At 62.8% G+C, this 26,067-nt stretch carries 23 protein-coding genes; 13 read left to right on the plus strand and 10 right to left on the minus strand.

Features of this window, described 5'->3' with window-relative positions; translation table 11 throughout:
* Nucleotides 1-83: 83 nt before the first annotated feature.
* From dnaQ to AC1Q6Z_RS17120, 5 genes are read right to left on the minus strand one after another with little or no spacing between them, the layout of a single operon-like run.
* Complete coding sequence (dnaQ, locus tag AC1Q6Z_RS17100; RefSeq protein ID WP_492648659.1) at nt 84-788, minus strand: DNA polymerase III subunit epsilon; 705 nt, start codon at nt 786-788, stop codon at nt 84-86.
* The gene (coaE, locus tag AC1Q6Z_RS17105) at nt 788-1,375 is read right to left on the minus strand and encodes a dephospho-CoA kinase (RefSeq protein WP_492648660.1); all 588 of its coding nucleotides are present in this window, start codon (nt 1,373-1,375) and stop codon (nt 788-790) included. The genes dnaQ and coaE overlap by 1 nt, the downstream gene beginning before the upstream one ends.
* The gene (locus AC1Q6Z_RS17110; RefSeq protein WP_492648661.1) at nt 1,372-2,232 is read right to left on the minus strand and encodes a shikimate dehydrogenase; all 861 of its coding nucleotides are present in this window, start codon (nt 2,230-2,232) and stop codon (nt 1,372-1,374) included. Before AC1Q6Z_RS17110 ends, coaE begins: the two co-directional genes overlap by 4 nt.
* Complete coding sequence (locus AC1Q6Z_RS17115; RefSeq protein ID WP_492648662.1) at nt 2,225-2,821, minus strand: Maf-like protein; 597 nt, start codon at nt 2,819-2,821, stop codon at nt 2,225-2,227. The genes AC1Q6Z_RS17110 and AC1Q6Z_RS17115 overlap by 8 nt, the downstream gene beginning before the upstream one ends.
* A gap of 27 nt (nt 2,822-2,848) precedes the next feature.
* Complete coding sequence (locus AC1Q6Z_RS17120) at nt 2,849-3,670, minus strand: pyruvate, water dikinase regulatory protein (RefSeq protein ID WP_256120460.1); 822 nt, start codon at nt 3,668-3,670, stop codon at nt 2,849-2,851.
* A gap of 404 nt (nt 3,671-4,074) precedes the next feature.
* On the opposite strand from AC1Q6Z_RS17120, the gene hemE reads away from it, so the two are divergent.
* The 8 genes from hemE to AC1Q6Z_RS17160 all read left to right on the plus strand — a co-directional run bounded on the left by hemE (nt 4,075) and on the right by AC1Q6Z_RS17160 (nt 12,852).
* A complete protein-coding gene (hemE, locus tag AC1Q6Z_RS17125; RefSeq protein ID WP_492648663.1) occupies nt 4,075-5,109 on the plus strand; it encodes a uroporphyrinogen decarboxylase in 1,035 nt (344 codons plus the stop codon).
* Entirely contained in the window at nt 5,106-5,645 is a 540-nt protein-coding gene (gene hemJ, locus AC1Q6Z_RS17130; protein ID WP_256120462.1) for a protoporphyrinogen oxidase HemJ, read from the plus strand. Before hemE ends, hemJ begins: the two co-directional genes overlap by 4 nt.
* Nucleotides 5,646-5,833: 188 nt before the next feature.
* Nucleotides 5,834-7,099, plus strand: a complete 1,266-nt coding sequence (rho, locus tag AC1Q6Z_RS17135; protein WP_256120463.1) for a transcription termination factor Rho — start codon at nt 5,834-5,836, stop codon at nt 7,097-7,099.
* Nucleotides 7,100-7,223: 124 nt separating this feature from the next.
* Entirely contained in the window at nt 7,224-8,549 is a 1,326-nt protein-coding gene (gene mnmE / locus AC1Q6Z_RS17140) for a tRNA uridine-5-carboxymethylaminomethyl(34) synthesis GTPase MnmE (protein ID WP_492648664.1), read from the plus strand.
* 70 nt (nt 8,550-8,619) lie between these two features.
* The gene (gene mnmG, locus AC1Q6Z_RS17145) at nt 8,620-10,497 is read left to right on the plus strand and encodes a tRNA uridine-5-carboxymethylaminomethyl(34) synthesis enzyme MnmG (protein WP_492648817.1); all 1,878 of its coding nucleotides are present in this window, start codon (nt 8,620-8,622) and stop codon (nt 10,495-10,497) included.
* Complete coding sequence (rsmG, locus tag AC1Q6Z_RS17150) at nt 10,494-11,126, plus strand: 16S rRNA (guanine(527)-N(7))-methyltransferase RsmG (protein ID WP_492648665.1); 633 nt, start codon at nt 10,494-10,496, stop codon at nt 11,124-11,126. Before mnmG ends, rsmG begins: the two co-directional genes overlap by 4 nt.
* 16 nt (nt 11,127-11,142) lie before the next feature.
* A complete protein-coding gene (locus AC1Q6Z_RS17155) occupies nt 11,143-11,937 on the plus strand; it encodes a ParA family protein (RefSeq protein ID WP_439618604.1) in 795 nt (264 codons plus the stop codon).
* Between the two features lie 24 nt (nt 11,938-11,961).
* Nucleotides 11,962-12,852, plus strand: a complete 891-nt coding sequence (locus tag AC1Q6Z_RS17160) for a ParB/RepB/Spo0J family partition protein (RefSeq protein WP_492648666.1) — start codon at nt 11,962-11,964, stop codon at nt 12,850-12,852.
* A gap of 16 nt (nt 12,853-12,868) precedes the next feature.
* Here the strand turns inward: AC1Q6Z_RS17160 and holA are convergent, their stop codons facing one another.
* Genes holA through leuS form a run of 3 tightly spaced genes read right to left on the minus strand, consistent with a single transcriptional unit; the run spans nt 12,869 to nt 17,052 of the window.
* Nucleotides 12,869-13,903 carry a DNA polymerase III subunit delta gene (holA, locus tag AC1Q6Z_RS17165; RefSeq protein WP_492648667.1) on the minus strand — a complete coding sequence of 345 codons (1,035 nt, stop codon included), beginning with the start codon at nt 13,901-13,903 and terminating at the stop codon, nt 12,869-12,871.
* 7 nt (nt 13,904-13,910) lie between these two features.
* A complete protein-coding gene (gene lptE / locus AC1Q6Z_RS17170; protein ID WP_256120469.1) occupies nt 13,911-14,435 on the minus strand; it encodes an LPS assembly lipoprotein LptE in 525 nt (174 codons plus the stop codon).
* Nucleotides 14,422-17,052 (minus strand): leucine--tRNA ligase, encoded by a 2,631-nt coding sequence (leuS, locus tag AC1Q6Z_RS17175; RefSeq protein ID WP_492648668.1) that lies wholly within the window; start codon nt 17,050-17,052, stop codon nt 14,422-14,424. Before leuS ends, lptE begins: the two co-directional genes overlap by 14 nt.
* 198 nt (nt 17,053-17,250) lie before the next feature.
* On the opposite strand from leuS, the gene AC1Q6Z_RS17180 reads away from it, so the two are divergent.
* A complete protein-coding gene (locus AC1Q6Z_RS17180; protein WP_492648669.1) occupies nt 17,251-17,910 on the plus strand; it encodes a YggS family pyridoxal phosphate-dependent enzyme in 660 nt (219 codons plus the stop codon).
* A 137-nt stretch (nt 17,911-18,047) separates the two neighbouring features.
* Nucleotides 18,048-19,952 carry a propionyl-CoA synthetase gene (locus tag AC1Q6Z_RS17185; protein ID WP_492648670.1) on the plus strand — a complete coding sequence of 635 codons (1,905 nt, stop codon included), beginning with the start codon at nt 18,048-18,050 and terminating at the stop codon, nt 19,950-19,952.
* Between the two features lie 184 nt (nt 19,953-20,136).
* On the opposite strand, the gene AC1Q6Z_RS17190 is transcribed toward AC1Q6Z_RS17185, so the two are convergent.
* Nucleotides 20,137-20,838 (minus strand): DUF1013 domain-containing protein, encoded by a 702-nt coding sequence (locus AC1Q6Z_RS17190; RefSeq protein WP_256120473.1) that lies wholly within the window; start codon nt 20,836-20,838, stop codon nt 20,137-20,139.
* A gap of 234 nt (nt 20,839-21,072) precedes the next feature.
* Here AC1Q6Z_RS17190 and acs point away from each other — a divergent pair, with 234 nt between their 5' ends.
* Nucleotides 21,073-23,028 (plus strand): acetate--CoA ligase, encoded by a 1,956-nt coding sequence (gene acs, locus AC1Q6Z_RS17195; RefSeq protein ID WP_492648671.1) that lies wholly within the window; start codon nt 21,073-21,075, stop codon nt 23,026-23,028.
* 223 nt (nt 23,029-23,251) lie between these two features.
* Here acs and AC1Q6Z_RS17200 read toward each other — a convergent pair whose 3' ends face one another.
* Nucleotides 23,252-23,449 (minus strand): DUF1674 domain-containing protein, encoded by a 198-nt coding sequence (locus tag AC1Q6Z_RS17200; protein WP_256120475.1) that lies wholly within the window; start codon nt 23,447-23,449, stop codon nt 23,252-23,254.
* 159 nt (nt 23,450-23,608) lie between these two features.
* On the opposite strand from AC1Q6Z_RS17200, the gene htpX reads away from it, so the two are divergent.
* Nucleotides 23,609-24,571 carry a zinc metalloprotease HtpX gene (gene htpX, locus AC1Q6Z_RS17205; protein ID WP_256120476.1) on the plus strand — a complete coding sequence of 321 codons (963 nt, stop codon included), beginning with the start codon at nt 23,609-23,611 and terminating at the stop codon, nt 24,569-24,571.
* Nucleotides 24,562-25,977, plus strand: a complete 1,416-nt coding sequence (locus AC1Q6Z_RS17210) for an RsmB/NOP family class I SAM-dependent RNA methyltransferase (RefSeq protein ID WP_492648818.1) — start codon at nt 24,562-24,564, stop codon at nt 25,975-25,977. Before htpX ends, AC1Q6Z_RS17210 begins: the two co-directional genes overlap by 10 nt.
* Nucleotides 25,978-26,067 lie beyond the last annotated feature (90 nt).

The following is a 26,067-nucleotide window of genomic DNA, read 5'->3' on the forward strand; positions in this document are numbered from 1 at the left end:
CCCATCGACTTCAACGAAAAACCCCCGGCTACCCAGTGGCCGGGGGTTTTTCTTTGCCAAGTTTCTCTTGATTCGTTTTGGCTTCAGTCGCCGTATTTCGCCCAGATCGCCTTGTCGCGCATCGTCGCGACCATGGCCGCATGGGCGGCACGCTCTTCCTCGGTCAGCCGCGGCGCCAGCGGCTTCGGCCGCACGCCGAGCGGCTGGATGACCTCGTCTTCCGTCTCGACCAGCGTCTTGCGGCCGCTTTCCGCCGAACCGAGGCCAAGGGCGGCCTGTCGGCCGCCGATCATCTCGATATAGACTTCGGCCAGCAGTTCGGAGTCGAGCAGCGCGCCGTGGCGCGTGCGGTGCGAATTGTCGATGCCATAGCGCCGGCAGAGCGCATCGAGCGAGTTCGGCCCCATCGGGTGTTTCCGGCGCGCCAGCGCCAGCGTATCCGTCACCCGCTCCTGCAGGATCGGCGGCCGGCCGAGCCGGTCGAGCTCGGCATTGATGAAGCCCATGTCGAAGTTGGCATTGTGCGCCACCCAGCGCGCCTCGCCGAAGAAGTCCAGGATCGCCTCCACCACGTCCGCGAAGATCGGCTTGTCCTTCAGCGACTCGTCCGTGATGCCGTGCACCGCGAGTGCATCGGTATGGACCTTGCGGTCGCCGGGATTGATATAGAGGTGCAGGGTTTTGCCGGTCGGGAAATGATTTTCCAGCTCCACGCCACCGATTTCGATGACGCGGTCAAGCTTGCTGTCGAGGCCGGTCGTTTCCGTATCGAAGATGATCTCGCGCATCAGTGCCGTTCCTTCAGGGTATTGATTACCTCTTCCACCTGTTTGCGCGCCGCTTCAAGTCCCCCGTCCGTATGGATAAGGAAATCGGCGTGCTGGCGCTTTTCCGCATCCGGCATCTGCCGCGACAGGATGAGCACGAACTTTTCCTCCGTCATGCCCGGGCGGGCGAGCACGCGCTGGCGCTGGGTCTCCGGATCGCAGGTCACCACGACGACCTTGTCGACCCGCGCCTCGCCGCCCGTCTCGTAGAGCAGCGGAATATCGAGCAGGACGAGCGACGAGCCCTTCTGCCGCTCGGCATCGAGAAAGGCCTTTTCCCGTGCCCGCACCAGCGGATGGATGATCGCTTCCAGCTCGCGGAACCGTTCGGGCGATTGCGCCAGAACCGCAGAGAGCGCCTTGCGGTCGATGACGCCATCCTTCAGCGCTTCCGGAAAATGCGCGGCGACGGGGGCGACGGCCTCGCTTCGATAGAGGTCGTGCACCGTCGCATCCGCATCGTGCACCGGCACACCGAAATCATGGAACATCGCCGCGGTCGTCGACTTGCCCGTGCCAATCGATCCTGTGAGGCCGAGCACGATCATGCATGCGTCTCCATATCGGCAAGGATCAGCCGGCGCAGCGCCGCATCGACGACCGGCCGCGTGCCGAACCATTTTTCAAAGCCGGGCGCCGCCTGGTGCAGCAGCATGCCGAGGCCATCCACCGTGGCGAAACCCTGCTCCGCCGCCTGGCGAAGGATCGGCGTGATCAGGGGCACATAGACGATATCCGTCACCACCGCTCCGCCCGCCAGCGGCGAGAAATCGAAGTCCGGCGCCGCCTCGCCGTCCATACCGAGCGAGGTCGTGTTGACGAAGAGCCCCGCGCCCTTCGAGACCTCGGCCAAAGCCGGCATGGCATGGGCGTGCACCTTCAGCCCGAAACGGGCGGCCAGCTCCTCAGCACGCTCGACGGTGCGGTTCACCACATGGATTTCGCCGACACCCCGGTCACGCACCGCCTGAATGATCGCCCGACTGGCGCCGCCGGCCCCGAGAATGACAGCCCGGTCCGTCCTGTCCCAACCCGGCGCTGTCGCATCGAGATTGGCGAGGAAACCAAAGCCGTCCGTGTTGGTGGCATGAAGCGCGCCCTCCTCCAGCCACAGCGTGTTCGAGGCCCCGAGTTCCTCGCTCAGCGCGTCTGGCTTGTCGGCCAGGCGAAACGCCAGCTCCTTGTGCGGGATGGTGACATTACCGCCGACGAAGCCGGATTCACCACTTTTCAACCGGGATAGGAAGCCGGCAAAATCCTCCGGCTTCACCTCCTGTCGCGTGTAGGAGCCCGCCAAACGCAAGGTTTCCAGCCAATAGCCGTGGATCAGCGGCGAGCGGGAATGTTTGACCGGGTAGCCGGTAACAAAGGCATTGCGGGTGAATGTTTCACGTGAATCATGCATCGATGGCACCGAGTTCGCGAAGTTTAGCCAGCAACGGAAGCAGCGGCAGGCCGAGAATGGTGAAATAATCGCCGTCGATCCGCTCGAAAAGCTGCACGCCCTCCCCTTCGAGCTGATAGGCGCCGACGCTTGCCAGCACCCGCTCGCCGACCCGCTCAAGATGACGATCGATGAAAGACGAGGACAGCGGGCGCATCGTGAGGTGCGCGATCGAGACATGGCTCCAGAGGGTTTGACCGTCCCGCACCAGCGCAATGCCGCAGTTCAGCGCATGGGTGCGTCCGGACATGGCCGTCAGATGCGACGTCGCCTCGGCCATGTCCGCCGGCTTGTGAAACACCCGGCCATCGAGCGAAAGTGTCTGGTCCGAACCGATGACGAGGGCGCCCGGACAGCGGTGCGCGACATCCTGCGCCTTTTCGATCGCCAGCGCCTCGGCGACCTGGGGCGGCGTCGGATTGCGCACGGCGAGCGCGGCTTCCACCGCGCGCTCGTCGATCTCGGCCGCCCGCGTTTCGAAGGCCAGCCCGGCATTCTCCATCAGCATGCGCCGGAAGGGACTTTGCGAAGCGAGGATCAGCGGCTTCATCGAGAGATCTCCATTATGCGCCCCGCGTTAGCGGAGCTTGGGCCGAAGAGCAACGATGGCCGCCGCGGTTTCCTCGATCGAGCGGCGCGTGACATCGATGATCGGCCAGTTGTGGCGCGTGCAGAGCGCGCGGGCAAATTTCAGCTCTTCGGAAATCTGTGCCCGGTCGACATAATCCTCGCCGCGAAAGCCCTGCGCCTGGCCGAGCACCCGGTTCTGCCGCACCTGGGAAATCCGGTCCGTCGTGGCGATCAGGCCGACGATCAAGGGCTTCGTCGCGCTCGACAGCCGGTCGGGCAGCGGCACGCCCAGCACGATCGGCACATTCGCCGTCTTGATGCCGCGGTTGGCGAGATAGATGCTCGTCGGTGTCTTCGACGTCCGGCTGATGCCGACAAGAATGACATCCGCCTCGTCCAGATCGGCCGGCAATTGCCCGTCGTCATGGTCCATCGTGAAATTCAGCGCATCGATGCGCGCGAAATAATCCGCATCCATCACATGCTGCGCACCCACTCGGCGGCGCGACGGCGCACCGAGATAGGACTGGAACAGATCGATTACCGGTTCGAGCACGGAAACGCAGGGCACGCCCATCTCGCGGCAGCGCTGGTCGATGATCTGCGACAGGTCCCGGTCGACGATCGTATAGAGCACGATGCCCGGCGCGCCATCGATGGCATCGAGCACGGGCATCAGCTGCTTGCGGTTGCGGATCAGCGGATAGACATGTTCCAGCGCCTGCGAGGACTGGAACTGCGCCGCCACGGCGCGGCCGGCCGCAATGAGAGTCTCGCCCGTCGAGTCCGAAATCAGGTGGAGATGGAAGTAGTTTTTGGTGCTTTCCACAATATCCTCCGCCCCCTGTTGATGAACCGGGACAGCCACGAGCTAAGAACGGGAGGGGTCCGGAGGCAAGAGGACAAGTGCCGATTTATCCACAAATGGCGCAAAGCGGGAGAGGGATCGGGCGGCCATGTGGATAAGACTCACCGACGGGCAAAGTGTCGCGCTTCTCCACACCTCATCCACAGGAAGGCTTTTTTGAGCGCCGCCGGATCGTTTTGATTCCATGGATGGAATCCGGTTTTCCCTGTTTTGCTGCCGAAAACATCACACAGCCACGAACTTTTCCGGTGCCTGTGTGCGGAAGCCGGCTTCCTGTGGAGAGGATTTAATCCTTGATAGTCACCGACTCTAAGAAATAGAAACCTTCTTAAAAGAGATTATTTCTTTATTGGGAGAACCCTGCGGTGTCAGTGAAAAGCCGGAAGATCGTCGATGTGCTGAATGGCAAGACGGTCTCTCCCCCTCCCCTCTGGCTGATGCGCCAGGCTGGGCGTTACCTGCCGGAATATCGGGAAGTGCGTGCACGAGCAGGGAGTTTCCTCGATCTCTGTTATTCGCCGGAGCTGGCAACGGAGGTGACGCTCCAGCCGATCCGGCGCTACGGCTTCGATGCGGCAATCCTGTTTTCCGATATCCTCGTCATTCCCGATGCATTGAAGCGCAACGTGCGCTTCGAAGAGGGTCATGGCCCGCGGCTCGATCCGATCGACGTCGACGGCATCCTGGCCCTGAAGGGCGACACTGTCGCAAACCACCTGCAGCCCGTCATGGAGGCGGTCTCTCGCATCCGCCGGACCCTCCCCGAGGAAACGGCGCTGCTCGGCTTCTGCGGCGCCCCCTGGACCGTTGCGACCTACATGATCGCCGGTCACGGCACACCCGATCAGGCGCCGGCCCGGCTTTTCGCCTATCGCGAGCCGCGCGCCTTTGCACACCTGCTCGACGTGCTCGCAGAACTCTCGGCCGATTATCTGGTTGCGCAGATCGACGCAGGTGCCGATGCGGTGCAGATCTTCGATTCCTGGGCCGGCGTTCTCGGCGAGCGGGAATTCGCCGATTTCGCCGTGCGCCCGGTGCAGCGGATCATCGCATCGGTCAAAGCCCGCCGCCCACAGGCCAAGATCATCGCCTTTGCCAAGGGAGCAGGCCTGCTCCTGAAATCCTACCGGCAGCAGACCGGCGCGGACGCCATCGGCCTCGACTGGTCGGTGCCGCTTTCCGTCGCCGCGGAGTTGCAGAAGGACGGTCCTATCCAGGGCAATCTCGATCCGATGCGGGTCGTTGCAGGCGGTGCGGCGCTCGACGACGGCATCGACGCCATCCTGCAAGCCCTCGGCAACGGCCCGCTGATTTTCAATCTCGGCCACGGCATTACGCCGCAGGCCGATCCGGAAAACGTCGCCCGCCTCGTGGCGCGGGTGCGTGGAGAAGCCCGGTGAGCGAGAAGCAGACGGGCGAAAGTGCGGGGCGCCGCGCGCGGCTGCGCGCCGCCGTCGCGCTCACGCTTTTCGCCCTCCTGGCGGCCGTCCTGATCGCTTATCCGCCGGATGACCTCTACCTGTGGATCAAGGCGCTGCACATCATCGCCGTCATCTCCTGGATGTCGGGCCTGCTCTACCTGCCGCGCCTCTTCGTCTACCACACCGATGCGCCTGTCGGTTCCGCCCAGTCGGAAACCTTCAAGGTGATGGAACAGCGGCTCTACCGGGTCATCATGCAGCCGGCGATGGGCCTTGCTTGGCTGCTTGGCCTCTATCTCGCTTGGTCGGTTTACGGTTTCCAGGGCGGCTGGCTGCATGCCAAGCTCGCCTTCGTCGTGCTCCTCACCGGCGTCCACCACTATTACGGCCGCGCCGTAAAGGCCTTCGCCGAAGACCGCAACACCAAGACCGGCCGGCAGTGGCGCTTCTGGAACGAGGCGCCGGCGCTCCTGATGATCCTCATCGTCGTGCTCGTCGTCGTCAAACCGTTCTGAGGCCGTCTGCAACAAAACCGACGAAATTCCCAAGCCCCCTTGCGAGCATCGACCGGAACAGCTATTTTCCGAGCATCTCATCTCTCGTGGCATGTGACTTCGTTCAGTGGACTGCACCGGACCCCGCGCAGTTCGTCCTTGACCCGCACGCCTTTTCCCATCCCGACGACCACCAGCATGGACCATTCATGGCCGAAATGAAGCTACAAGACCTCAAGAACAAGACTCCGACCGATCTCCTCGCCTTTGCCGAATCGCTTGAGGTCGAAAACGCGAGCACGATGCGCAAACAGGAACTGATGTTTGCCATCCTGAAGATGCTGGCTGAGCAAGAGGTCGAAATCATCGGCGAAGGCGTCGTCGAAGTGCTGCAGGACGGTTTTGGCTTCCTGCGCTCCGCCAATGCGAACTACCTGCCGGGTCCGGACGATATCTACATTTCGCCCTCCCAGATCCGCCGCTTCTCGCTGAAGACCGGCGATACGGTCGAAGGCCCGATCCGCGGCCCCAAGGAAGGCGAACGTTATTTCGCGCTCCTCAAGGTCAACACGATCAATTTCGATGATCCGGAAAAGATCCGTCACAAGGTCCATTTCGACAACCTGACGCCGCTCTACCCGAACGAGCGCTTCAAGATGGAACTCGAAATCCCCACCTCGAAGGACCTGTCGCCGCGCGTCATCGATCTCGTGGCACCGCTCGGCAAGGGTCAGCGCGGCCTGATCGTCGCGCCGCCGCGCACGGGTAAGACGGTTCTCCTGCAGAACATCGCCCATTCGATCACGGCAAACCATCCGGAATGTTATCTTATCGTGCTGCTCATCGACGAGCGGCCGGAAGAAGTGACGGACATGCAGCGCTCGGTGAAGGGCGAAGTCGTTTCCTCGACCTTCGACGAACCCGCGACGCGCCACGTCCAGGTCGCCGAAATGGTCATCGAGAAGGCAAAGCGCCTTGTCGAACACGGCCGTGACGTCGTCATCCTGCTCGATTCGATCACCCGCCTCGGCCGCGCCTACAACACGGTCGTGCCGTCATCCGGCAAGGTCCTGACCGGCGGTGTCGACGCCAACGCCCTGCAGCGTCCGAAGCGCTTCTTCGGTGCCGCCCGTAACATCGAGGAAGGTGGCTCGCTGACCATCATCGCGACAGCGCTGATCGACACCGGCAGCCGCATGGACGAAGTCATCTTCGAAGAGTTCAAGGGCACCGGCAACTCGGAAATCGTGCTGGACCGCAAGGTCGCCGACAAGCGCATCTTCCCGGCAATGGACATCCTCAAGTCCGGCACCCGCAAGGAAGACCTGCTGGTTCCGCGCCAGGACCTCCAGAAGATTTTCGTTCTCCGCCGTATCCTGTCCCCGATGGGCACCACGGATGCGATCGAGTTCCTGATCGACAAGCTGAAGCAGACGAAGAGCAACGGCGATTTCTTCGATTCCATGAACACCTAATTTGGTCTTCATTTTTGCTTAACCGCATGGTCCCGTTGCAAGACGGGACCATTTTCGTTTCATGAAAGAAAGTCGATTCTGTCCCGAAACAGAAGAATCGATTCGTACCCGGAATGTTGAGTCTATGAACACCTCCGATACGATTTTCGCTCTGTCGAGCGGCGGCTTGCCCTCCGGTGTCGCCGTGATTCGCCTCAGCGGCCCGGCGAGCGTCCAGGCAATCCAGTCTCTTTGTGGGCGTGTTCCACCCGAACGACGCGCATCGCTGCAATTGATTCGGAACCGCAACGGCGAAAAACTCGACGACGGCATCATCCTGTTTTTCCCCGCGCCCAATTCCTTTACCGGGGAAGATTGCGCCGAACTCCAGATTCACGGCGGTCGTGCGACTGTAAAAGCCGTTCTGGCCGCCCTGGAGGACATGGAGGGTTTGCGCGCTGCCGAAGCCGGCGAATTCTCCCGCCGCGCGTTCTTGAACGGCCGCATGGATCTGGTCGAGGTCGAAGGCCTCGCCGACCTGATCGCCGCTGAAACCGAAATGCAACGCCGCCTCGCGGCCGAACAGGCATCCGGCGGGCTCTCCCGACTCTACGATTCGTGGGCGAAACGTTTGACGCATGCCCGCGCGATGATCGAGGCCGAACTGGATTTCGCTGACGAGGACGACATCCCCGGCTCTGTCGCAAGCCAGATCTGGCACGACATGCAGACACTCGATCAAGAGATCTTTAACCATCTCGCCGAAGCACGTGCCGGAGAAATCGTGCGAGACGGACTGAAAGTCGTCATCGTCGGCGCGCCCAATGCCGGGAAGTCGAGCCTGCTGAACTATCTGGCGAAACGCGACATCGCCATTGTCACTGACGTACCGGGAACCACACGCGACGTCCTGGACGTCGATCTCGATCTTGCCGGTTTCGCCGTACGACTCCACGATACGGCCGGACTGCGAGAAACCGACGACATTGTTGAACGAGAAGGCATTCGCCGGACGCAGCTCTCGATGACCGAAGCCCATCTGGTCCTTTTACTGTCTGCGGAGCACAAACCGGATTGGCATGAGTTTGTTCAAGGCCATGACGTCCCCGTTGTCCGCGTCCAAACGAAGGCTGATTCGCGAGATGCATCTTGGCCAAAATCCGATGCCGATGTTATTATCTCCGTACGAACGGGTGAAGGCATACCACAACTGCTGGATCTCCTCGGCCGGCATCTGCCGGATCTTGAGGCCGGCAGTGCCCTAGCGCTTCCAACCCGACAGAGGCATGCGCTGAACCTCACCATGGCTCGGGAACAGATACTACTTGCTTTGGGGTCTGCGGAATCGGGCTTGGACGTGCAAGCGGAGTATCTTCGCTTGGCAGCACAAGCTCTCGGTCGCGTAACAGGACGCGTCGATGTAGAAAATCTACTCGACGTCATCTTCTCAGAATTTTGCATAGGCAAATGATTCACGTGAAACATCACAACGTACACGAGTCGCTTTGAGCGTTTCACGTGAAACAGGTAGGTCCAACATGATGATAAAGAACTATGATGTTGTCGTTGTCGGCGGCGGCCATGCGGGCGTCGAAGCTGCCGCAGCGGCTGCCCGCGCTGGCGCCAAGACGGCCTTGGTCACACACAAGGCGGCGACGATCGGCGTGATGTCCTGCAACCCGGCGATCGGTGGTCTCGGAAAAGGCCACCTCGTTCGCGAAGTTGATGCCTTGGATGGCTTGATGGGGCGGGTGGCAGACCGTGCCGGCATCCAGTTTCGCTTGCTGAACCGCCGCAAAGGCCCGGCAGTCCGTGGTCCCCGAACCCAGGCTGACCGAAAGCTCTACCGCGAGGCGATGCAAGCCGAAATTGCGGCGATATCTGGCCTGGACGTGATCGAAGGTGATGTCTTCGATCTCGAAATCAAGGATGGCACGATTGGTGCCGTTGTGATGAAGGACGGCCGGCGTCTCGGCTGTGGCGCTGTTGTGATCACCACTGGTACTTTCCTGCGCGGACTCATTCATATCGGCAACGAAAAGATTCCGGCCGGCCGCGTGGGCGAAGAGCCGTCACTTGGGCTCTCTGCAACATTTGAACGTTTCGGATTCAAATTGGCACGCCTGAAGACCGGCACGCCGGCCCGGCTCGATGGCCGCACCATTGATTGGAATGCGGTAGGGCGCCAGGCGGCGGACGAAGACCCTGTGCCGTTCTCCTTCATGACGGATCGTATTACCACGCCGCAGATCGAATGCGGCGTGACGAGAACGACGCCAGCTACTCACCGCATTATCGAGGAAAACATCGGCAAATCCGCCATGTATTCCGGCCAAATCGAAGGTGTCGGCCCCCGCTACTGCCCTTCGATCGAAGACAAGATCGTCAAGTTCGGCGAACGCGACGGTCACCAGATTTTCCTGGAGCCGGAAGGCCTCGACGACGACACCGTCTATCCCAATGGCATTTCGACCTCCCTTCCCGCTGACGTGCAGGATGCGTTCATTCGCACAATCCCGGGCCTGGAGCGCGTTACCATCCTGCAACCGGGCTACGCGATCGAATATGATCACGTCGATCCGCGCGAATTGTCGGCCACGCTAGAAGTCAAACGGCAGCCTGGCCTCTTCCTGGCAGGTCAGATCAACGGCACGACCGGTTATGAAGAAGCCGCGGCACAAGGGCTTGTCGCCGGCTTGAACGCTGCGCGACGCGCTTCGGGTGCGGACGGCCATGTCTTCAGCCGGACCGAAAGCTATATCGGTGTCATGCTCGATGATCTCACCTCGCGTGGGGTGACCGAGCCCTATCGCATGTTCACCTCACGCGCGGAATATCGTCTTTCTCTGCGCGCCGACAACGCGGATGTCCGGCTGACTCCCGTCGGTATGAATTTGAGCATCGTAGGCACCGAACGAACGCAACGGTTTAGCCAATGGTCCGAAGACATGGGATTGGCCCGCGAGCAGCTCCACGATCTCAAATTGTCGCCGAATGAGGCGGCGGGTCACGGCTTGAAGATCAACCAGGATGGCGTACGTCGGAACGCCTATGAGCTGCTCGCCTACCCTGACATCGATTACACGCGACTGACTGACGTGTGGGACGAGCTTGGGCGCTTTTCGCGGCGCGTTCGTGACGCCATCGAGATCGAAGCAGCCTACGCCGTCTATATGAATCGCCAGGAAACAGATATTGCGGAGGCGCGGCGCGAGGAGGGGCGGAGAATTCCGGACGATTTCGATTTCAGCACCTTGCCGGGTCTTTCCATCGAACTGCGGCAGAAGCTCGCGGCGGCGAAGCCTTCGAATCTTGCTCAGGCCGCACGTGTAGACGGCATGACGCCTGCAGGGCTTACCCTCTTGCTTGCCTATCTTAAACGCCTCCCTGCAACGGTTCAGCGAGTTGCACACCCATGAACCGTCTGCCGTCGGAACTGAAAGGCCTGAATGTTTCACGTGAAACTGTGGACAGGTTGAGCGCCTTTGTTGCGCTTTTCCAGAAATGGGCGAAGGCCATCAATCTGGTTGCGCCATCCACGCTTTCAGAGGTGTGGAGCCGCCATATTGTCGATAGCTTACAGATCTCTTCGCTTTGCCCAGGTCCGCGAACCTGGGTCGACTTGGGGAGTGGTGGGGGTTTTCCCGGGATTGTTACCGGCATTCTGCTCTCAGGCTCAGGGGATGGCTGGGTTCATCTGGTCGAGAGCAACAACAAGAAGGCCGCTTTCCTTCGCACCGCCATTCTGGAAACCGGCGCCCGCGCATCCGTCCATGCGATTCGCATCGAGGATGCGCCGGTGGCGATTGCGCATTGCGATGCCATATCTGCCCGCGCGCTTGCCGACCTCGACCTGTTGATGGATTTCGGGCTGCCCTGGGCGGAGCGGAATGCCGATTTGCGGTTTTTTCTTCACAAAGGCCGGGATTACCAACGGGAGATCGATAAAGCGCTTGGTCGGTGGAGATTCGATCTGGTAAAACATGCCAGCATTGTCGAGCCGGATTCCGTTGTGCTCGAACTTTCGAAGCTCTCGCGAACAATTTAGTGATCGGCGGATGTCCATGGCAGGCGAAAAGAACCGAATCATTACCATTGCAAACCAGAAAGGCGGCGTCGGCAAAACGACGACCGCGATCAATCTGGCGACCGCGCTGGCCGCGATCGGTGAGCGCGTGTTGATCGTCGACCTGGATCCCCAGGGCAATGCCAGCACTGGTCTCGGTATCGATCGCCGGAACCGCGAGTTTTCCTCCTATGATCTGCTAATCGGTAGCCACGGTGTTGCTGAAACGGTCTTGCAGACGGCTGTGCCGAACCTCTCGATTATCCCTTCGACCATGGACCTGCTCGGAGTCGAGATGGAGATCGCGCAGCAGAATGACCGCGTTTTCCGTCTGAAGCGGGCGTTAGCCTCCGAAGAGGCGCTGTCTTACTCTTACGTGCTCGTCGATTGCCCGCCGTCCTTCAATCTTCTAACGATGAACGCCCTTGCTGCCGCACATTCCGTTCTAGTGCCGCTGCAATGCGAGTTTTTTGCGCTGGAGGGTCTCAGCCAGTTGCTTGAGACGGTGGATCAGGTGCGCCGCACGATCAATCCGCGCCTGGATATCCAGGGCATCGTGCTCACCATGTTCGACTCGCGCAACAATCTGGCGCAGCAGGTCGTCAACGACGTGCGCACGCATCTCGGCGAGAAGGTCTATCATACGCTCATTCCGCGGAATGTGCGGGTCTCCGAAGCGCCGTCCTATGGCAAGCCGGCGATCCTTTATGACCTCAAATGCGCCGGAAGCCAGGCCTATCTTCAGCTTGCTTCCGAGGTGATCCAGCGTGAGAGGCAGCGTAAGGCGGCCTGAATTCAGTATCCGTGAGTAGAACCGATGAACGATGACAACTCAAAGCGGCGTCTCGGCCGCGGCCTCGCAGCCCTGATCGGTGAAATGGACCAGCTTCCGGCCGCCGATGTCGGCGCGCGCCCGGCGCTCAATCCGGACCGGGAAGTGCCGATCGAATTCGTCGGCCGCAACCCGCGTAACCCGCGGCGGTATTTCGACGAGTCGGAGCTGCAGGACCTGGCATCGTCCATCCGTCAGCACGGGATCGTGCAGCCGGTTGTGGTGCGCACCATTGCCGACAATCGTTTTGAAATTATCGCTGGGGAGCGGCGCTGGCGGGCGGCGCAGCTCGCCGGGCTGATCGAAATCCCGGTCATCATTCGTGACGTGGACGACCGTACAGCGCTCGAAATCGCCATCGTGGAAAACGTCCAGCGCTCGGACCTCAATCCGCTGGAAGAGGCGATGGGCTATGAGCTCCTGATCGCCGACCACGGTTACACGCAGAACGATCTCGGCGAAATTATCGGCAAGAGCCGCAGCCATGTGGCAAACAGCTTGCGCCTGCTGAAGCTGCCGGAACCAGTGCGTGAAATGCTCGCCTCGGGAACGCTTTCCGCCGGTCACGCGCGCGCGCTCATCCCGACGTCGGATCCGATTGCACTGGCCAAGGCGGTTGTCGCAAAGGGCATGTCTGTGCGCGATGCGGAACGGCTTGCCCAAAACGATATCAAGGCACAGACCGATCCGAACCACGGCCAGAACGCGCGCAAGGACGAGAAGGATGCCGACACGCTGGCGCTGGAGCGCACGCTGTCCGACGTTCTCGGTCTCGATGTATCCGTGAACCACAAGGGCAGCGGTGGCCATCTGCGCATCGCCTACAAGACGCTGGAGCAGCTTGAGGAAATCTGCCGACTTCTGGAACGGCGCTAAAAGTCCTTAGCCGGATTCAGCGCCGGGCCGATTGCAGCACGGTTGCCAGCATGGTCTGCATGGCGATCGTATCTTCCAATGCCGGGCGTTGCCGGCTTTGCAGGATAGCGGCTTGCAGGCGCTGGGTTTCACGGCGGATGGCGGGGCCGGCCCAGGTTTTCAGGGCATTTTCGATGATCGGCTTGCGCCGGAAATGAAGATGGCGGCCGAGCGTCGCCATGGCTTGCGCCGCGGGCGCCCGTTTTTCATCCATTTCGGCGCGCATCAGCTCCAGAAGCTGGAATTGCCTGAGGCAGCCTTGCAAGACGAGGAAGATCGGTGTCTTTGAGGAGACGATCTTCTGGATCGCGTGCATGAAACCGTCGCGGTCGCCCCTGAGGATCGCGTCTATGGCGTCGTCCGTCGAAATTGCGCTGGCGTCGCCAACGATGTCTTCGACATCCAGTTCCTCGATCAGCTCCTTGCCGCGGCAATAGAGGGCGAGCTTGCGGACTTCGTTGCGGGAGGCGAGCCGGTCGCCGCCGATCGTCTCCACCAGGCGTTCCCGGGCAGCGGGGGAGATCCGCAGGCCTTCGGTGGCGAGTTCCTGGTCGATGAGGGCCTGCAAGGCGCGTCCGTCGTCGGCGTAACAGGCTATGGCGGCGGCCTGGCTGCTCGTTTCGGCCGCCTTGCGCAGCGCAGCGCCCTTCTTCAGGTCGCCGGCCTCGATGATGAGCGTGGAAGGGCCGGTGGGCATGCCGGCGAGGATTTCGAGCGCGTCGGCGAGGCCTTTTTCGCTGCCGGCATTGCGGATCCAGACGAGGCGATCGCCGCCGAAGAGGCCGATGGCGTTCATCTCATCGATAAGGCGGCCGGGCTGGTTGCCGATTTCGCCGGCGTCGAGTTTCACGACGGAGAAAGCATCGGCCAGATCAACGCCGCTGTTGGCGGCGAGTGCCGCGGCCCGTTCGGAAACCAGGCCGCGATCGGGGCCGTAGATAAGGAAGAGCCGTACGGGCAGCGGCTTCCGCTTCAGGAAACCATCGAATTCGTGCGACTTGACCTCTGCCATAGCCGGCTCAGCGACGGCCGAGAGCGGCGGCGACGTCTGCGCGGATCAGCTCTGCCAATTCGCGTGCGGCGCGGTTTTCCGCATCTCGCACGGCGCGCAGCTTTGCGAATTCCTGTACCGGGAAATCGACCAGCGCGACGGACGAGCGTTTGCCGGAGGCCAGCGTTTCGCCGGAGTCGGTCTTCACGAGGTTATAGTCTGCCGCGACGACGATGCGTCCGGCGCGCGGAATATCGTCGGCAACGTCGATGAGCACGCCAATGTTGCGGACGGTGACGTTCATTTCGAGGTGATAGGTCGCGTTCTGCGGCTCGCCGGCGCCACCGGCGAGGAGGAAGATCAGGTCGTTGCGAACCTTCTGTTCCACGCGGTCGTTCGCTTCTGAAATGGACACGGAGGCGAGCTTGCCTTCCGTGCCGCTTCCCGTGGAATAGAGCGGCCGCACCTGGCAGCCGGCGAGCGCGCCGAGGATGGCGAGGCCGGCAAGCGCCTTGGCAAACCGCGAGAGGCCGGTTCCGTCAGACAACAACATTCACGATCCTCTGCGGTACGACGATGATCTTCTTGGGACGTTGGCCGGCGAGCGCGGCCTGGACGGCTTCGAGCGCCAGCACGGCCGCTTCGACCGCACTCTGGTCCGCATCGCGGGCGATTGTCAAATCCGCGCGCTTCTTGCCGTTGATCTGCACCGGCAGCGTGACCTCGTTATCGGCAACCAGGCTGTTCTGGTAGGCCGGCCAGCCGGATGTGGCGACGAGGCCGGCGCCGCCGATCTCCCGCCAGCACTCTTCGGCGAGATGCGGGGTCATGGGGGCGACGATGCGGATCAGGATGCCGACGGCCTCGCACAGCGCGGACGCGAGCTCGGGCGAGGCCTTGCCGGCGGCAGCGGTTGCCAGCGGGGCGGCAAGCGCGTTGACGAATTCGTAGATGCGCGCGACCGCCTTGTTGAAGGCGAGCTTGTCGTAGTCGGCCTGCACGGCCTTCAGCGTCTTGTGTGCGATCTGCGAGACGGCGAGCGCATCGCCCTCTGTGCCCGGACGGCTTTCGGCGGTTTTCAGGGCGACGGCAGCTTCCGACACCAGGCGCCAGACGCGCTGGACGAAGCGGTGTGCGCCTTCGACGCCGGCTTCCGACCAGATGACGTCGCGGTCCGGCGGGGAATCGGAGAGCACGAAGAAGCGGGCGGTATCGGCGCCGTAGGAGGCGATGATATCGTCCGGGTCGACGACGTTCTTCTTCGACTTCGACATCTTCTCGATCGAGCCGATGGCGATTTCTTCGCCGGATTCGAGGTGCAGGGCGCGGCGCTTGCCGTCCAGTTCCTCGATGCGGATTTCGGCGGGCGTCACCCATTCGCGCTTGGCGCCTTCGCCGCGGCTATAGGTCTCGTGCACCACCATGCCCTGGGTGAAGAGGCCCTTGAAGGGCTCCTTGACGTCGAGATGGCCCGAGATCTGCATGGCGCGGGTGAAGAAGCGGGAGTAGAGCAGGTGCAGGATCGCGTGCTCGATGCCGCCGATATATTGATCGACCGGCAGCCAGGCATTGGCGGCGGCCGGATCGGTCGGGTTGTTTTCGCAGGGTGCCGTGAAGCGGGCGAAATACCAGGACGAATCGACGAAGGTGTCCATCGTGTCGGTCTCGCGCCGAGCATCCTTGCCGCAATGCGGGCAGGCGACGTGGCGCCAGGTCGGATGCCGGTCGAGCGGGTTGCCGGGCTTGTCGAAGGTGACGTCGTCCGGCAGCTTTACCGGCAGGTCGGCCTTGGGCACGGGAACCAAGCCGCAATCGTCGCAATGGATGACCGGGATCGGGCAACCCCAGTAGCGCTGGCGCGAAATGCCCCAGTCGCGCAGGCGGAAATTCACCTTGCGCTCGCCCTGCGGCGCATTGCCGAGGGTCACGGCCGACAGGCGGTTCGCCACGGTCTCGAAGGCATCTTCGGTGCTGAGACCATCGAGGAAGCGGGAATTGATCATCACGCCGTCGCCGACATAGGCCTCGTCGCCGATCGCAAAGGTCGCAGCGTCGGCGTCCTTCGGCATGACGACGGGCACGACCGGCAGGTCGTATTTGTGGGCGAAGTCGAGGTCGCGCTGGTCGCCGGAGGGGCAGCCGAAGATGGCGCCCGTGCCGTAATCCATCAGCACGAAGTTCGCGACATAGACCGGCAATTCCCAATTCGCGTCGAAGGGATGGCGAACGCGGATGCCCGTGTCCATGCCCCTCTTCTCGGCGGTTTCGAGGGCGGCCAGCGAGGTGCCGGCGCGGCGGCATTCCTCGCAGAAGGCCATGATGTCGGGGTTCTGCGCGGCGGCGTCCTTGGCCAGCGGATGGTCGGCGGAGATCGCCAGGAACGAGGCGCCGAACAGCGTGTCGGGACGCGTCGTGTAGACGGTGACGTCCTTTTCGCCCGTGAGGCCGGCGCTTTCGGCGATTTCCCAACGGATCAGCATGCCTTCCGAGCGGCCGATCCAGTTCTTCTGCATCAGCCGGACCTTTTCCGGCCACTGGTCGAGCGTGTCCAGCGAATCGAGCAGGTCCTGGCTGAAATCGGTGATGCGGAAGAACCACTGGGTGAGTTCGCGCTGTTCGACCAGCGCGCCGGACCGCCAGCCGCGGCCGTCGATCACCTGTTCGTTGGCCAGAACCGTATGGTCGACCGGGTCCCAGTTGACCTTGGACTGCTTGCGGTAGACCAGGCCCTTTTCCAGGAAATCCAGGAAGAGGTGCTGCTGGCGCTGGTAATATTCGACGTCGCAGGTGGCGAATTCACGCGACCAGTCCAGCGACAGGCCCATGGATTTCAGCTGCCCGCGCATCGTCGCGATGTTTTCGTAGGTCCAGCCCTTGGGGTGAACCTTGTTCTGCATGGCGGCGTTTTCGGCCGGCATGCCGAAGGCGTCCCAACCCATCGGATGCAGCACGTTGAAGCCGCGCGCACGCTTGTAGCGGGCGACCACGTCGCCCATGGCATAGTTGCGCACATGGCCCATATGGATGCGGCCCGACGGATAGGGGAACATCTCAAGCACGTAGTACTTTTCGCGCGGATCGTCGTTCTTGGTCAGAAAGACGTTTTCTTCGTTCCATTTTGCCTGCCAGCGGGGTTCGGCATCGCGCGGATTGTAACGTTCGGTGGCCATGTCTTTGATGTTCCGGAAGTCTTTTGGGAGTCTTGGAGGGCGGTTCGCCCATGCGAATATAGTGGCGAGACCTTCATCATGAAACCGCCGAAGCGTCAAGTTTTGTGGGCTCCGCGGGGCTCTGTCGCATCGCCCGCGGCTTGGCAAGCGGCGCCATTTTGGCTAGGTCCGGAGCATGATGCCGAAGGGAGAATGACCATGGACCTGCAGGACCGTCTCGAAGACGTTCGCAACCGCATGCGCAAGGCCGCCATCGAGGCCGGCCGGGAGCCGCAGGCGGTGACGCTGGTCGCGGTCTCGAAGACCTTTGATGCAGACGCCATCCGTCCGGCCATTGAGGCCGGCCAGCGCGTCTTCGGCGAGAACCGCGTGCAGGAGGCGGAGGGCAAGTGGCCGGGTCTTCGCGCCGAGACGCCGGATATCGAGCTGCACCTCATCGGCCCGCTGCAATCCAACAAGACGGCCGAGGCCGTGGCGCTGTTCGATGTCATCGAGACGGTCGATCGCGAGAAGATCGCGCGCACCGTCGCCGCCGAGATGGCGCGGCAGGGGCGCAGCCTGCGGCTCTATGTCCAGGTCAATACCGGCCTTGAGCCGCAGAAGGCCGGCATTGCGCCGGACGATACGGTTGCCTTCGTTGCCCTCTGCCGCGACGAACTCGGCCTTTCGATCGAGGGGCTGATGTGCATTCCGCCGGCGGACGAGTATCCCGGCCCGCATTTTGCGCTGCTGGCGAAACTCGCTGAACGCTGCGGCCTCGAAAAGCTCTCGATGGGCATGTCGGGCGACTACGAGGTTGCCATCGGTCTCGGCGCAACGAGCGTGCGCGTCGGCTCGGCGATCTTCGGGACGCGCTGACCGTGCCTTCGGCTTGACGAAGCGCAAGACGGCGGCCCCGCCGTCTCAGGCTTTCGTCTGGCTTTGCGCATCGCGCGCCCTTCCCTATTCTCTCCCGAGGAGAAACCGGCCGTTTCGCGGTCGGGTGGGAGGAAACGATGCCGAAAACTTATGCCGAAACCTACCGGGCCTGGAAGGACGACCACAGGACGCATTGGACGGAGGCCGCGCGGGCGATCGACTGGTTCACAGAGCCGGTGGAAATTTTCGATGGCGCGCAGGGCGTCTATGGGCGCTGGTTTCCCGATGCCGTGGGCAATACCTGTCACAATTGCGTCGACCGGCATGTGGCCGCGGGACGCGGCGATCAGGCGGCGCTGATCTACGATAGTCCGGTGACGGGCCGCAAGGCGCGCTACAGCTATGCCGACCTGCTTGCGCAGGTGAATGCCATGGCGGCCGTGCTTGTCGATCATGGCGTCACGAAGGGCGACCGCGTCATTCTCTACATGCCGATGATCCCCGAGGCGATTTTCGCGATGCTCGCCTGCGCGCGCATCGGGGCGATCCATTCGGTGGTCTTTGGTGGTTTTGCCGCGAGCGAGCTGGCGGCGCGCATCGATGATTCGACGGCGAAACTCGTCGTCACAGCAAGCTGCGGCGTGGAGCCGAACCGGGTGGTCGCCTACAAGCCGTTGCTCGATACGGCGGTCGCGTTGGCGCGGCACAAGCCGGATCATTGCCTCGTGCTGCAACGACCGGAGCTGGCCGCGGAGCTTCACGATACGCGCGATGTCGATCTCGGAGCGGCATTGGCGGCAGCGCGGGCCGCGGGGCGGGAAATCCCCTGCGCGTCACTCGCCGCGACCGACCCGCTCTATATCCTCTACACATCCGGCACGACCGGCCAGCCCAAGGGCGTCATCCGCGACAATGGCGGGCATATGGTGGCGCTTGCCTGGACGATGCGGGCGCTCTACGGCGTGGAGCCGGGCGAAGTCTATTGGGCGGCTTCCGATATCGGCTGGGTCGTCGGCCATTCCTACATCGTCTATGCGCCGCTTCTGAACGGCAGCACGACGGTGCTGTACGAGGGCAAGCCGGTCGGCACGCCGGATGCCGGGGCCTTCTGGCGGGTTGTGGAGGAGTACAAGGTCTCCGTGCTCTTCACTGCGCCGACGGCGTTCCGCGCGATCCGCAAGGAGGATCCGGAGGGGCTGCTGGTGAAACGCCATGACCTGTCCAGCCTGCGGGCGCTGTTTTTGGCGGGCGAGCGTGCCGATCCGGAGACGATCCGCTGGGCGGAGGCCGTGCTCGGCGTGCCGGTAGTGGATCACTGGTGGCAGACGGAGACGGGGTGGGCGATCGTCGGCAACCCGCTCGGCCTCGACCGCCTGCCCGTGAAACACGGCTCGCCCACCGTGCCGATGCCGGGCTACGAGCTGCATGTGCTGGACGATGCCGGCCACGAGGTGGCGTCGGGCACGCTCGGCAACATCGCCATCAAGCTCCCCCTGCCCCCGGGCTGTCTGCCGACCTTCTGGAATGCCGACGAGCGGTTCCACACGACCTGCCTTGCCGAGTTCCCCGGCTATTACAAGACGGCCGATGCCGGCTATGTGGACGAGGACGGCTACGTCTTCATCATGTCGCGCACGGACGACATCATCAATGTCGCCGGCCACCGCCTTTCGACGGGGGCGATGGAGGAGGTCTGCGCCAGCCATCCGGACGTCGCCGAATGCGCGGTCATCGGTATCGCCGATGCGGTGAAGGGCCAGTTGCCGGCGGGCTTCCTCGTTTTGAAGAGCGGTGTTTCACGTGAATCATCGCTCGTGGAGCAGGAGGTGATCGCGCTGGTGCGCGAGCGCATCGGCCCGGTCGCCGCCTTCAAGACGGCGCTTTGCGTGAAACGCCTGCCGAAGACGCGCTCGGGAAAAATCCTGCGCGGCACCATGCAGAAGATCGCCGACAAGCAGGACTGGAAGATGCCCGCGACGATCGACGATCCGGCCATTCTCGACGAGATCGCGGACGTCCTGTCGACGCGGCGGATTGGCTGAGGATTCCGGTGCCCACATCCCTCTCCTCCGTCATGGTCGGGCTTGACCCGACCATCCAGCACTCCGCGCGAGCCGGTGGATCCTCGGGTCGAGCCCGAGGATGACGTTGTGGGGTTGGTAGGTTCCCAAATAAAAAAACCGGCCGCTTTGGGCGGCCGGTTTATGATCTGCGATGAAGCGGCGCTTAGAAGCGCTCGTCTTCGTCCTCGTCGGGCGTTGCCGACTTCAGCGACTTGAGCTTGGCGAAGACGGCATCGGCGTCGATTTCCTTCTCCTCTTCCACATCGGTGCTGTAGGGCAGCTTTTCCGTTTCGCGGGCGGCTTCCAGCGTCGCGCCGAGTTCGGCGGCGGTCGGCAGCGGGCGGCCCTTCGAGGCGCGTTCGACTTCGAGGTCGAGGTCGATCTGCGAGCAGAGGCCCAGCGTTACCGGGTCCATCGGCGCGAGGTTGGCGGAGTTCCAGTGGGTGCGTTCGCGGATCTGCTCGATCGTCGACTTGGTCGTGCCGACGAGACGCGAGATCTGCGCATCCTTCAGTTCCGGATGGTTGCGCACGAGCCAGAGAATGGCGTTCGGGCGGTCCTGGCGCTTGGAGACCGGCGTGTAACGCGGGCCCTTGCGCTTGGATTCCGGCACGCGAACCTTCGGTTCGGAAAGTTTCAGCTTGTGATACGGGTTGCCTTCCGCACGCGCGATCTCCTCGCGGGAAAGCTGGCCGGTGGAGATCGGGTCGAGACCCTTGATGCCCTGGGCCGATTCGCCGTCGGCGATCGCCTTCACTTCAAGCGGATGCAGTTTGCAGAATGTGGCGATCTGGTCGAACGACAGCGCCGTGTTGTCGACCAGCCAGACCGCGGTCGCCTTTGGCATGAGGAGCTGCTGAGCCATGCATATAGTCCTTCTGTCCGTCCGCGCCGGTGTCGCGGGTCGTGGGGTAGTTAACCACTATGTTCCGGGAATTCGGCCCTCTATAACGCCACTGTCGCAGAAATGCAATTCTTCAAGAGACAAATGACCTTTGTCTAATTGCCCGGGTGATTTGACCTGATATGTATGGCGCAGGAGGTGCGGGGCCGAAGGAGAATGCGGCTTCCCGCGCATGCGCAGTCAAGGGAGGCATGAATGTCCGCAAAGACCTATCCGGTCCTGAAATCCGCGAAGAACCGTGCGTTGATCGACAACGATACCTATCAGAAATGGTATCGCGAGAGCGTCGAGAACCCGGAGCGTTTCTGGGACAAACACGGCATGCGGATCGACTGGTTCAAGCCCTATACCAAGGTCAAGAACACGTCCTTTAACGGCAAGGTCCCGATCAAGTGGTTCGAGGACGGCATCACCAACGTCTCCTACAATTGCATCGATCGCCACCTCAAGGCGCATGGCGACGATGTCGCCATCATCTGGGAAGGCGACAATCCCTATATCGACAAGAAGATCACCTATAACGAACTCTACGAGCACGTCTGCCGCATGGCGAACGTGATGAAGAAACACGGCGTCAAGAAGGGCGACCGCGTCACCATCTACATGCCGATGATCCCGGAAGCGGCCTATGCGATGCTCGCCTGCGCGCGCATCGGCGCCATCCATTCCGTGGTGTTCGGCGGCTTCTCGCCGGATGCGCTGGCCGGCCGTATCGTCGATTGCGAATCGACCTTCGTCGTCACCTGCGACGAGGGCGTGCGCGGCGGCAAGCCGATCCCGCTCAAGGAAAACACGGATACGGCGATCGATATCGCCGCCAAGCAGCACGTCATCGTCAACAAGGTGCTCGTGGTGCGCCGCACCGGCGGCAAGACCGGCTGGGCGCCCGGCCGCGATCTCTGGCACCACCAGGAAGTGCTGACCGTGCCGCGCGATTGTCCGCCGGCAAAGATGAAGGCGGAAGACCCGCTCTTCATCCTCTACACGTCCGGTTCCACCGGCAAGCCGAAGGGCGTGCTGCACACCACGGCCGGCTACCTCGTCTATGCCTCGATGACACACAAATACGTCTTCGATTATCAGGACGGCGACGTCTACTGGTGCACCGCCGATGTCGGCTGGGTCACCGGCCATTCCTATATCGTCTATGGGCCGCTGGCGAACCGCGCCACCACGCTGATGTTCGAAGGCGTGCCGAACTTTCCGGATGCCGGCCGCTTCTGGGAAGTTGTCGACAAGCACAAGGTCAACATCTTCTACACCGCGCCGACGGCGATCCGCGCGCTGATGGGCGCCGGCGATGCTTTCGTGAAACGCTCGTCGCGCTCGTCGATCCGACTGCTCGGCTCGGTCGGCGAGCCGATCAACCCGGAAGCCTGGGAATGGTATTACAACGTCGTCGGCGAAGGCCGTTCGCCGATCGTCGATACCTGGTGGCAGACGGAGACCGGCGGCATCCTGATCACCCCGCTGCCGGGCGCGACGGACCTGAAGCCTGGCTCCGCGACACGTCCCTTCTTCGGCATCAAGCCCGAGCTCGTCGACAACGAGGGCAATGTGCTGGAAGGCCCCGCCGACGGCAATCTCTGCATCACCGATAGCTGGCCGGGCCAGATGCGCAGCGTCTATGGCGATCACAAGCGCTTCGTCGAAACCTATTTTGCGACCTACAAGGGCAAATATTTCACGGGTGACGGCTGCCGCCGCGACGAGGACGGTTATTACTGGATCACCGGCCGCGTCGACGACGTGCTCAACATTTCCGGCCACCGCCTCGGCACGGCGGAAATCGAATCGGCCCTCGTCTCGCACCACCTGGTCTCCGAAGCCGCCGTCGTCGGCTATCCGCACAGCCTCAAGGGCCAGGGCATCTATTGCTACGTTTCGCTGATGGCCGGCGAAGAGGGCAACGATGCGCTGCGCCAGGATCTCGTCAAGCATGTGCGCAAGGAGATCGGCCCGATCGCGACCCCGGACAAGATCCAGTTCGCGCCCGGCCTGCCGAAGACCCGCTCGGGCAAGATCATGCGCCGCATCCTGCGCAAGATCGCCGAGGACGATTTCGGCGCACTCGGCGACACGTCGACGCTCGCCGATCCCGCCGTCGTGGACGACCTGATCGCCAACCGGCAGAACAAGGCCGCCGGCTGAGCGAGCCAACCGGCATGAAACAAAACGGCGGCCTTTGGCCGCCGTTTTCGTTGAATGGTTGTTTTCAGGAAAATCGTCTCCTCCCCTCTTCCGTCATCCTCGGGCTCGACCCGAGGATCCATGCGGCGGGTGGGGGTGGATGGTCGGGTCAAGCCCGACCATGACGAGGGAGAGGTAGCTGGCTCCGGTGAGAGTCACATTATCATGAGCCGGATTCCACCGCTCAGAAATCGATCGCCCGGCCCTTGATTTCCCAGTCGCCGAAGCGCGCCGGGTCGGCGCCGCCGCGGCCGCCGATTTCGGGGGCGGGCTCGGCGGTTTTCTCGGCCTTGCGCCGTTCCTCGGCTTCCTGGAGGGCGCGCTGGGCTGCGGGCGGAAGCACTTTCCGGCCGTCCGAATGATTGTCGTTGTCGTTCTGCATGAAAATCGGCATCCTTCCCGGATATTGAAGAATTCCTGTTCGCTTACCATCATATAGAAGCGTGACGACGCTGTGGAAAGCGTTGATTCACGTGAAACACTCCCTTGACAACAGGGGAAGAGCAATCGGGCCAAGAGACCCAACAGGAGCCGTAACCGTATGAACATCGTTCGCACAGCCATGCTTCTCGCCTTCATGACGGCGCTTTTCATGGGCGTGGGCCTGCTCATCGGCGGCAAGGGCGGCATGATGATCGCGCTTCTCGTCGCGATCGCCATGAATTTTTTCTCCTACTGGAATTCCGACCGCATGGTTCTGTCCATGTACGGCGCGAAGGAGGTCGATGAGCGGTCCGCGCCGGAATATTACGGCATCGTGCGCGACCTCGCCAAACGCGCCGGCCTGCCCATGCCGCGCGTCTTCGTCATCAACAGCGACCAGCCGAACGCCTTTGCCACCGGCCGCAACCCGCAGAATGCCGCCGTCGCCGCTTCCACCGGCCTTCTCCAGGCGCTGAGCTACGAGGAGGTCGCGGGCGTGATGGCGCATGAACTGGCGCATATCCAGAACCGCGACACGCTGACCATGACGCTGACGGCGACGATTGCCGGCGCGATCTCCATGCTCGCCAACTTCGCCATGTTCTTCGGCGGCGGCAACCGGGAGAACAACAATCCGCTCGGCTTCATCGGCGTCCTGATCGCGATGATCGTCGCGCCCTTTGCCGCCATGCTGGTGCAGATGGCGATCAGCCGGACGCGCGAATATTCCGCCGACAAGCGCGGCGCGGAGATCTGCGGCAATCCGCTCTGGCTGTCCTCGGCGCTGAAGAAGATCGCCGTCGCGGCGGGCCGCGTGCCGAACGACGATGCCGAGCGCAATCCCGCGACCGCGCATATGTTCATCATCAATCCCCTGTCGGGCGAGCGCATGGACAACCTGTTTTCGACCCATCCGAACACGGAAAACCGCATCGCTGCGCTCGAGGAAATGGCCCGCGGCATGCAAGCGCGCTCGACGGAGCCGGTCCGGGCTGATAATCCCGTCCGCAAATCGCGCTCCGTTCCGACGACGGGCTGGGGACGCGGTGGTTCCGAACCACCCAAAGGTCCCTGGTCTTGAACGACGACAGAACGAAACACAGAGCGCATCCGAAACGCAATGCCGGCGGCCGCGGGCCGAAGGCGCCCGAGGCGGATGCGGGCTATCCGGAAAAGCCCGGCCTGCGCGCCCGCCAGGCCGCCGCCAAGATCCTTGCGGCCGTGGTGGACCGCAGGACGCCGCTCGACGGCATGCTCGACTTCGAAAACGGCAATCCGGCCTACCGGCAGCTCAACGATGCCGACCGCGCGCTGGTCCGCGCCATCCTCAACACGGCGCTGCGGCACCTGCCGCGCATCGATGCCATCATGGACACGCTGGTCGGCACACCGCTGCCGGAGGGCGCGCGCGCGCTGCACCATGTACTGACGGTCGCCGCGGCGCAGATACTCTATCTCGACGTGCCGGACCATTCCGCCGTCGATCTCGCGGTCGAACAGGCCCAGATCGACCCGCGCAACCGCCGCTTCGCCAGCCTCACCAACGCCGTGCTGCGGCGCCTGGCACGCGAAAAGGCCTCGCATCTGACGGCCACCCGCACGGTCCCCGTCATTCCGCCCTGGTTCCATGAGCGTCTCGTCGCCATCTACGGCCGCGAGCACACCGCGCGTATCAACGACGCGCTGCTCCAACCCTCCACCATAGACCTGACAGTCAAATCCGATCCGGACGGCTGGGCCACGCGGTTCGGCGGCCTCGTGCTGCCCACCGGCTCCGTCCGCCTGCCCGTCGCCTCGGGCGCCATTCCGGCGCTGGAAGGTTTCGAGGCCGGCGAATGGTGGGTGCAGGATGCGGCGGCGAGCCTGCCCGCAAAACTCTTCCGCGACCTTGCCGGCAAACGTGTCGCCGATCTTTGCGCCGCGCCCGGCGGCAAGACCGCGCAGCTTGCCGCGGCAGGTGCCGTGGTGACCGCGCTCGACCAGTCCGCCAACCGCCTGAAGCGGCTCGCCGGCAATCTGGAGCGTCTCGGTCTTTCCGCGACCGTGGTGGAAGCCAATATGGCGGATTACCGGCGGGACGAATTGTTCGACGCCGTGCTGCTCGACGCGCCCTGCTCTTCCACCGGCACGATCCGCCGCCATCCCGACGTGCTCTGGACCAAGGGTCCGGAGGATATCGAAAAGCTCGCCCGGTTGCAGGAGCGCCTGCTGCGCCATGCACTGACGCTCGTAAAGCCCGGCGGCGAGCTGGTGTTTTCGAATTGCTCGCTCGATCCGATCGAGGGCGAGGAGATGATCGCCCGCGTTCTCGCCGACAATCCGGCCTGGCGGATCGATCCTGTCGATGCCGCCGATTGGCCGGGCCTGGAGGCGGCGATCTCCCCCCGCGGCGAATTCCGCACCACGCCCGCCATGCTGCCCGCGACGGACACGCATGCCGGCGGCGTGGACGGATTTTACGCCGTACGGCTTCGCCATGGCGGCTGAGCTGGAAAAATCGTCCCGAAATGCTTCCGAAGTCATCAACAGCCCATCAGCAGTCGATGAATTGACGCCGCTTGCCTCCTCAGCCTACCT

Source organism: Shinella sp. GW835-FHT14H05 (assembly GCF_058793575.1).